The organism is Luteimonas aestuarii (assembly GCF_004357985.1).
GTDB classification, from domain to species: Bacteria; Pseudomonadota; Gammaproteobacteria; order Xanthomonadales; family Xanthomonadaceae; genus Luteimonas; species Luteimonas aestuarii.
Window position 1 is genome coordinate 502,490 of record NZ_SMTF01000002.1, and the last position, 7,182, is coordinate 509,671.

At 65.7% G+C, this 7,182-nt stretch carries 7 protein-coding genes; 6 read left to right on the top strand and 1 reads right to left on the bottom strand.

What is annotated here, in order from left to right; genetic code table 11:
• Positions 1 to 6: 6 nt before the first annotated feature.
• A complete protein-coding gene (ppnN, locus tag E2F46_RS04835; protein WP_133320937.1) occupies positions 7 to 1,401 on the top strand; it encodes a nucleotide 5'-monophosphate nucleosidase PpnN in 1,395 nt (464 codons plus the stop codon).
• A gap of 54 nt (positions 1,402 to 1,455) precedes the next feature.
• On the opposite strand, the gene E2F46_RS04840 is transcribed toward ppnN, so the two are convergent.
• Entirely contained in the window at positions 1,456 to 2,496 is a 1,041-nt protein-coding gene (locus tag E2F46_RS04840) for a sensor histidine kinase (RefSeq protein WP_133320938.1), read from the bottom strand.
• Between the two features lie 201 nt (positions 2,497 to 2,697).
• Between E2F46_RS04840 and E2F46_RS04845 the strand changes: the two genes are divergently transcribed.
• The 5 genes from E2F46_RS04845 to E2F46_RS04865 form a co-directional block, all read left to right on the top strand.
• Positions 2,698 to 3,198: a GspH/FimT family pseudopilin gene (locus E2F46_RS04845; protein WP_279512678.1), complete on the top strand. Its 501-nt coding sequence runs from the start codon at positions 2,698 to 2,700 to the stop codon at positions 3,196 to 3,198.
• Complete coding sequence (pilV, locus tag E2F46_RS04850; RefSeq protein ID WP_243720300.1) at positions 3,189 to 3,701, top strand: type IV pilus modification protein PilV; 513 nt, start codon at positions 3,189 to 3,191, stop codon at positions 3,699 to 3,701. The genes E2F46_RS04845 and pilV overlap by 10 nt, the downstream gene beginning before the upstream one ends.
• A complete protein-coding gene (locus tag E2F46_RS04855) occupies positions 3,698 to 4,570 on the top strand; it encodes a PilW family protein (protein ID WP_133320940.1) in 873 nt (290 codons plus the stop codon). The genes pilV and E2F46_RS04855 overlap by 4 nt, the downstream gene beginning before the upstream one ends.
• Complete coding sequence (locus E2F46_RS04860; RefSeq protein ID WP_243720301.1) at positions 4,567 to 5,103, top strand: pilus assembly PilX family protein; 537 nt, start codon at positions 4,567 to 4,569, stop codon at positions 5,101 to 5,103. Before E2F46_RS04855 ends, E2F46_RS04860 begins: the two co-directional genes overlap by 4 nt.
• 3 nt (positions 5,104 to 5,106) lie before the next feature.
• Positions 5,107 to 7,182: pre-peptidase C-terminal domain-containing protein (locus E2F46_RS04865; RefSeq protein ID WP_207949518.1), on the top strand; the 2,076-nt coding region annotated here is incomplete at its 3' end.

A 7,182-nucleotide genomic window follows, 5' to 3' on the forward strand; every position in this document is an offset into this window, starting at 1 on the left:
ACACGCATGAGCGAACAGAAGAACAACAAGGCGGCGAGGGCGCTGCCGGTGGTGAATGCCCGCATCTATCCGAAGGGCGGACTGGACGTGCTGTCGCGCGACGAAGTGGCGCGGCTCAAGGACGCCTCCAGTGGCGGCATGCACGACCTGCTGCGCCGTTGCGCGCTGGCGGTGCTGACCAGCGGCAGCGCGTCGGACGATCCGCGCGCCGCCCAGGAGCTGTACCCCGACTTCGATATCCAGGTGCTGCAGCAGGACCGCGGCGTGCGCATCGACCTGCACAACGCGCCGGCGATGGCGTTCGTGGATGGTGAGATCATCCGCGGCATCGCCGAACTGCTGTTCGCGGTCGTGCGCGACCTGGCGTACACCGCCATCGAGCTGGGGCCCGAGTACGCCGCCGACCTGGAGTCGTCGGCTGGCCTGACCAATGCCGTCTTCGGCCTGCTGCGCAACGCCCGCTTGCTGCAGCCGGCGGACCCGAACCTCGTGGTCTGCTGGGGCGGCCATTCGATCGGCCGCGACGAGTACCAGTACACCAAGAACGTCGGCTACGAACTCGGCCTGCGTGGCCTGGACATCTGTACCGGCTGCGGCCCGGGTGCGATGAAGGGGCCGATGAAGGGCGCCACCATCGCCCACGCCAAGCAGCGCAAGCGCCGGATGCGCTACATCGGCATCACCGAGCCGGGGATCATCGCGGCCGAATCGCCGAACCCGATCGTCAACCACCTGGTGATCATGCCGGACATCGAGAAGCGCCTCGAAGCCTTCGTGCGCCTCGGCCACGGCATCATCGTGTTCCCCGGCGGCGTCGGTACCGCCGAGGAAATCCTCTACCTGCTGGGCATCCTGCTGCGCGAGGAGAACGCGGACCGGCCGTTCCCCTTCATCCTCACCGGGCCCACGGCCTCGGCGCCGTACTTCGAGCAGATCGACCAGTTCATCCGGCTGACCTTGGGCGAAGCCGCTGCGTCACGCTACGAGATCATCATCGCCGATCCCGAGCGGGTGGCGAAGCAGATGATCGCCGGCATCCGCAAGGTGCGCGAACACCGCATCGCGCAGAAGGATTCGTTCTTCTTCAACTGGGGCATGCACATTCCTTTCGACATGCAGCAGCCGTTCGTGCCCACGCACGATGCGATGGCTTCCCTGGACCTGCACCACGGCCGCAAGCCGCAGGACCTTGCCGCCGACCTGCGTCGCGCCTTCTCCGGCATCGTCGCAGGCAACGTCAAGGAGGACGGGATGCGCCGCGTGGAGGAACACGGCCCGTTCCAGATCCACGGCGACACCGACATCATGCAGGCCCTCGACGCCTTGCTGCAGGCCTTCGTGGAGCAGCGCCGGATGAAGATCTCCGGGCAGTACAAGCCCTGTTACCAGGTGGTGGCCTGACCACCTTGTCGATCGGCCACGGAAGACGGGTTGCGTTGCGCAGCAGCGATGCGCTCAGGCGACGGGCAGCCGCAGCGTCGCGATGAATTCGTGATCGCTGGCCTGGGTGTCCACGCTGCCTGCGCCGCCAGTGAACGCCTCGATCCTCGCCTTGACTGCGGACAGCCCGATCTGATGTCCGGCGGATCCTGCAGGGTCGCCGGCATGAAGCGAATTTCGCACGGTCACCACCGTAGCATTCGCTTCTGCGTGCGCGCTGACGGTAATGGCGCCTCCCCCGACATGCGGTTCGATGCCATGCTTGATCGCGTTTTCGACCAATGGCTGGATCGAGAGGCTGGGCAGCCGGACCTGCAGCAGGCCATCCGTCTGCGGCGGCACCTCCCAATGCACTGCAAGCCGGTTACCGAAGCGTAGCGATTCGATCTCCAGATAGCGTCTCGCCAGGGAAAGCTCCTCCGCCAACGTGACCGCCGCAGGGCCGGCGAGCGCGGCGCGGAACAGGTCCGACAGGTCGAGCAGCAGGCGTTCCGCTTGGTCTGGCCGGCTTCGGACCAGGGCGATCCCGGTATTGATGGTATTGAAGAGGAAATGCGGACGGATCCGGGCTTGTAGCGCTTCGAGTTGCGACTGCTTGGCGTGGACCGCCAGTTGCCGGACGCTCCAGTGGTTCTGGAACGCTGCGAGCGCCAAGAGGCCGACGATCGCCGCGATTCCGGTCATCTGCAGCGTGAGCCGCATCCAGCCGCCGGCCGGTGCTGGCCACAGGTCGTGCAGCAACAGCCAGGCCAGCCCGCTGACGCACCATGTACTTGCCAGCAGCGCGGCCAATGCGACCTGCGCGATGGCGATCGGACCCAGTGTGACCAAACAGCGACGCAGCAGGAACAGCATGCCCAGTGTCATCAGCGACACCCACTGTGCGGCGAACGAGGCAATGCCGAAATAGGCAAGCCTGTCTCCCTCCACGCCCGGCGCAAGTGCCAGCAGCAGGGCCACGGCTTCACCGGCCAGCACGATTCGGAACACCATCCGGGCTTCCCACAGGGTGTCCAGCGGTCGGAGCGGGGGCGGGGCGGAGGCACGATCGGTCATAGAGGGAATTCCAGCGCCGTCGCGGGATGGCCGAGGGACACCACCGAGTGTAGCCACCCATGCACCGGAACGCTCCGCTCGTCCCGGAAGTGGTGGAGCAGCGGTGCAGGTAGGGACTACGGTATGCCGTCCACAGGGGGTAGTGGTATGGCGCATACGAAACAAGGCCGCATCGGTGGCTCCAGCCGATGGCTCCGGGTCATGGGCGAGACGGGGTTCACCCTGATCGAGCTGATGGTGACCGTGGCCGTGGTCGGCATCCTGGCGATGGTGGCCGTGCCTGCCATGACGTCGCTGGTCAACGGCAACCGGCTTGCGGGCATGACCGGGGAGGTCACGTCCTCGCTGCAGCTTGCGCGGTCGGAGGCGATTCGCCGCAATGCGCGCGTGACCATCTGCGGCAGCACCGACGGGACCACTTGCGGCGGCGGCGGCGACTGGAGTCGCTGGATCGTGACCGGCCGGGACAACACCACCGGCGTGGTTGAGGTGATCCGCGACAACGCGGCCCCCGGTTCGGTCCAGATCAGTGGCCCGGCCGGCGGCATCGAGTTCCGGCCTTCGGGACTGATCGATGGCGAAGAACAGCTGACGGTGTGCGTGCCGACCGACTCACCCGAGCAAAACCAGCGCGTGATCACCGTGATGATCAGCGGCAACCTGTTTACAAATCGAAACAACGGAGGCGGCGCATGTCCGTGATGAGGCATTCATTGGGACGAGGTGCGCGGCGTCAGCCTGGCATGGCGTCCCGTGCAGCGCGGATGCGCGGTGTCAGCCTGATCGAGGTGCTGGTGTCCGTGGTGATCATCGCCATCGGGCTGCTGGGCATCGCCGCGATGCAGTCGATGGCGCTGCGCGGCTCGCAGAGCTCGCTCGAGAGCAGCCAGGCGGTCATGCAGACCAATGCGATCCTCGAGGCCATGCGGGCCAACCGCGTGAACGCCGCACAATACAATGGGGATTGGGCTGCGCCACCGGCAGGTGCCACCACGGCCCAGCGTGACCTCAACGAATGGATCGCTGGCATGCAGGGCGCAGCCAACTGGAGCGGGGTCACGCTCACGCCGGCAATCATCGGGGCGGGCGCCAATGCGACGATTGCCGGGTGTCCCGACGATTGCATCATCACCCTGCGCTGGGATGACACCCGTGCCGGTGGCAACGCCGCGCGCAGCACGTTCGTGACGAGGACGCGCATATGAGCCTTGTCCGCATCCAGCGCGCCGCGGCGGGTCGGCGTGCATCGGGCTTCGGCCTGATCGAGTTGATGATCGCGATGGTGCTGGGCCTCATCGTGATTGGCGCAGCGTTCGCAGTGTTCCTGTCCAACCAGAACACGTTCGGCGCCAACGAAAGCCTGAACCGCATGCAGGAAAGCGCGCGTGTGGCGTTCGAGTTGATGTCGCGCGATATCCGGGCGGCAGGCGGTTCTGCATGCTCGAACGTCTCCACCGTCGAGGACACCGGCGGCGATTCCGTGGCCTTCCGCGATGCGCCCGTGACGGGGACCGCGAACACGCTCACCGTGGTGTCGGGCGATGACATGTCGTATCGGGTGACCGGCTCGTCGTCCACCTCGGTGACGCTGGATCCCACCCAGATCGATGCGGCTTCGGACGCGTTCAGCGTTGGCGACGTGCTGTTGCTGTGCAATGCCCGAAAGACCTTCGTGGTCCAGGCCACGGGCGTCGGCGGGATGACCGTCAACCACGCGGCATTGCCCGGCGGCTACAACCCTATGGCCGACGAGTTCGCGCCGCCAGCGGCCGTGGTGCTGGCGCGCTTCCGTAGCGTGCAGTGGTTCGTCCAGCCGAATGGGCGGCCGGGAGGCGGTAATTCGCTATATGTCAGCCGCTTCGGTGGTCCGCGCGAGGAGGTCGCCGAAGGCGTCGACAACCTCACGTTTGCGTACCTTCGCGCCGGGGCTGCGAATTATGTCCCCAACCCCGCCAATTGGAACGACGTGGTGGCCGTGCGCATGACCATGACGTTGAGTGGTGCCGACGTGGATGGCGCGCCGTTGACGCGAACCGCGTCGAACGTGGTCAGCCTCAGGAGCCGGACGCTATGAATTCGATGTCGCGAAACGCATTTCGTATCGCTGGCCACCAGCGCGGTGTGTCACTGGTGATCGTGCTCGTGCTGCTGGTCGCCACCTCGCTGCTGGGCATCGCCATCCTGCGCAGCACCGCCATGCAGGAGCGGATGAGCGCCAACCTGCGCGACCGCAGCCTTGCCTTCCAGACCGCGGAGTCCGCGCTTCGCTTCGCCCAGGACGAGGTGCTGGGTGCCGGCGCGTGGGATACCGCCATCCCCACGCCTGCCGATTGCGCCGCGACGGGGATCTGCCCCACCGGCTCTGCGCCCGCCTGGCGGGCCGTGCCGGCAGCGGCCTACGATTCGGCGCGGGTGTCCGCGCCGGAGTACTGGATCGAATACCTGGGCACCGGCCCTGGCCGCAAAGGCAGTTGCGACTTGTTGCCTCCGACACTGGACTGCTTCAGCCCGATGTATCGCATCACCGCTCGCAGCCGTGCCGCAGGGCGTGCAGACGTCGTGCTGCAGGCCAATGTCATCAGCCGCATCCCGGAACCGGGGATCTGACCCATGAAGACCAACCTTCCGTCACGCCGCGCCAACGGTCATCGCCAGCAAGCCCGTCGCCATTGGTGGGCCGCGCCTGCGGCGTTCCTGAGCGTGCTGCTGGCATTGCCAGCAACCGCGGCGATCGACATCCCCAATGATCCCCTGACCACCGGCGCACGCGTACCGCCGAACATCCTGTTCATCCTGGACGATTCCGGGTCGATGGCATTCGATGCGATGCCGGCGAACAGCGTCACGAACACCTGGACCACCCGCACGTACGTCCACAACGCCGTGTACTACAACCCGGCGAAGACCTACCAGCCCTGGATCAATGCGGCCGGCAACCTGATGACGGGCGGGACCAGCTACAACGCCGTCTACGGCAGCTTCAACCTTGTGGGTGGCGGCACGATCGACCTCGCCAACCCTGCGAGTTGCCGCAACTACAACAACAACCAGTCGCCCGTCACTTCGGATGAATTCGCCACGGGCGGGACGCAGGTTTGTGGTGGTGTGCAGACCTTCTACGTGCCCAAGGACCCCAGCAACACCAACGCGACCTACCTCGCTACCCAAGCCAATTACTACCGCTACCAGATCCTGACCGATGGACGCGTGGTGAGGAGCGAGCTGCTCGGCTATACCGCCGGCAACACGCCGGGCGTTCCTTCGTCGGGCACGCTGGGCACGGCACTCCTGTCGATTACGGCAGGCAGCTATGTGCCGAGCCTGGGCAGTTGGACCTTCAATGTGCCTGCCAATGCATTCAACCTCAGTATCGAGAGCAGCGGGGGAACGGCGGTTGGTCGCGGTGCGGATCTGTTCGTACGGCGCAATGGGCAACCCACCACGGGGACGTATGACTACCGCGCCATAACGAACAACAACAACGAGACGATTACCGTTGCTTCTCCGCCGGAGGCGACGTATCACGTCCGACTGTATGCCCAGACGGCCTTCGCTGGCCCTGTAACCGTCACCTACTCGTATGAAGTACGCGACGACAGCTTGGGCTGTTCGATTGCATCCACCGGAACGGCATGGCGCAACTGTACGGTTGTCACCCCGACAGGCCGTACTCCCGCGGCAGAGCGCGCCAACTATGCAACCTGGTTCTCCTACCACCGGACCCGCATGAAGGCGGCCAAGGCCGGTGCCAGCGCCGCGTTCAGCGAGGTTGGCACGGAAGTGCGCGTCGGCTTCCGCACCATCTGGGAGCGCAACGGTGCCACCGGCACCAACTGGCCGACGCAGGCCGTGCCGATCCCGGTGCAGTACAACGATGGCCTGTTCGACGATGTCAACATCGCGGGCGTCAATTACGACAACAGGACCAAGTGGTATGCGCGCATGCAGGGGACTATCGGCCAGAATGGCACGCCGCTGCACGGTGCGCTGGCGAAGGCAGGCCAGTATTTCAGCAGCAGCGCTGCCAATGGTCCCTACGGCCCCCAGAGCGGCACCGACCAGCTGGCGTGCCGGCAGAATTTCACCATCCTGACGACGGATGGTTACTGGAACAACTTCAGCAACTATGCGGTGCCCGTCGGTAATTCCGACGGCACGCCCGGCGCCACGATCACCGAACCCACGACTGGGGCGTCGTTCACCTACACGCCGGGCCCTCCCTACGCCGATACGCATGGGGGTGCCAACGGCACGCTGGCCGACGTGGCCATGCACTACTGGAAGACGAACCTGCGCCCCGACATGCGCAACATCGTGCCGACCACCTCCGCCAATCCGGCGTTCTGGCAGCACATGGTGACGTTCGGCCTCTCGATCGGACTGAGCGGCAGCACCGGGCTATCCAGCGTTGGAGAGGTTCCAGCCGGCTACACGGGCTGGCCGGATCCGATGGCGGCCGAAAACGCAACGCGCATCGACGATCTGCTGCACGCGGCGGTCAATTCCCGCGGTACCTTTGTCGCGGCTTCTGATCCGGATGAATTCACCAATGGCTTGAAGGCAGCCCTGGCAGCCATCGTCGAGCGCACCGGCTCATTCTCCAACGTTGCCGCCAATTCGACGGCCGTCGGTGCGGGGTCCCGCGTGTTCCAGGCCAACTATGTTTCGAGCGTCTGGACCGGCGAG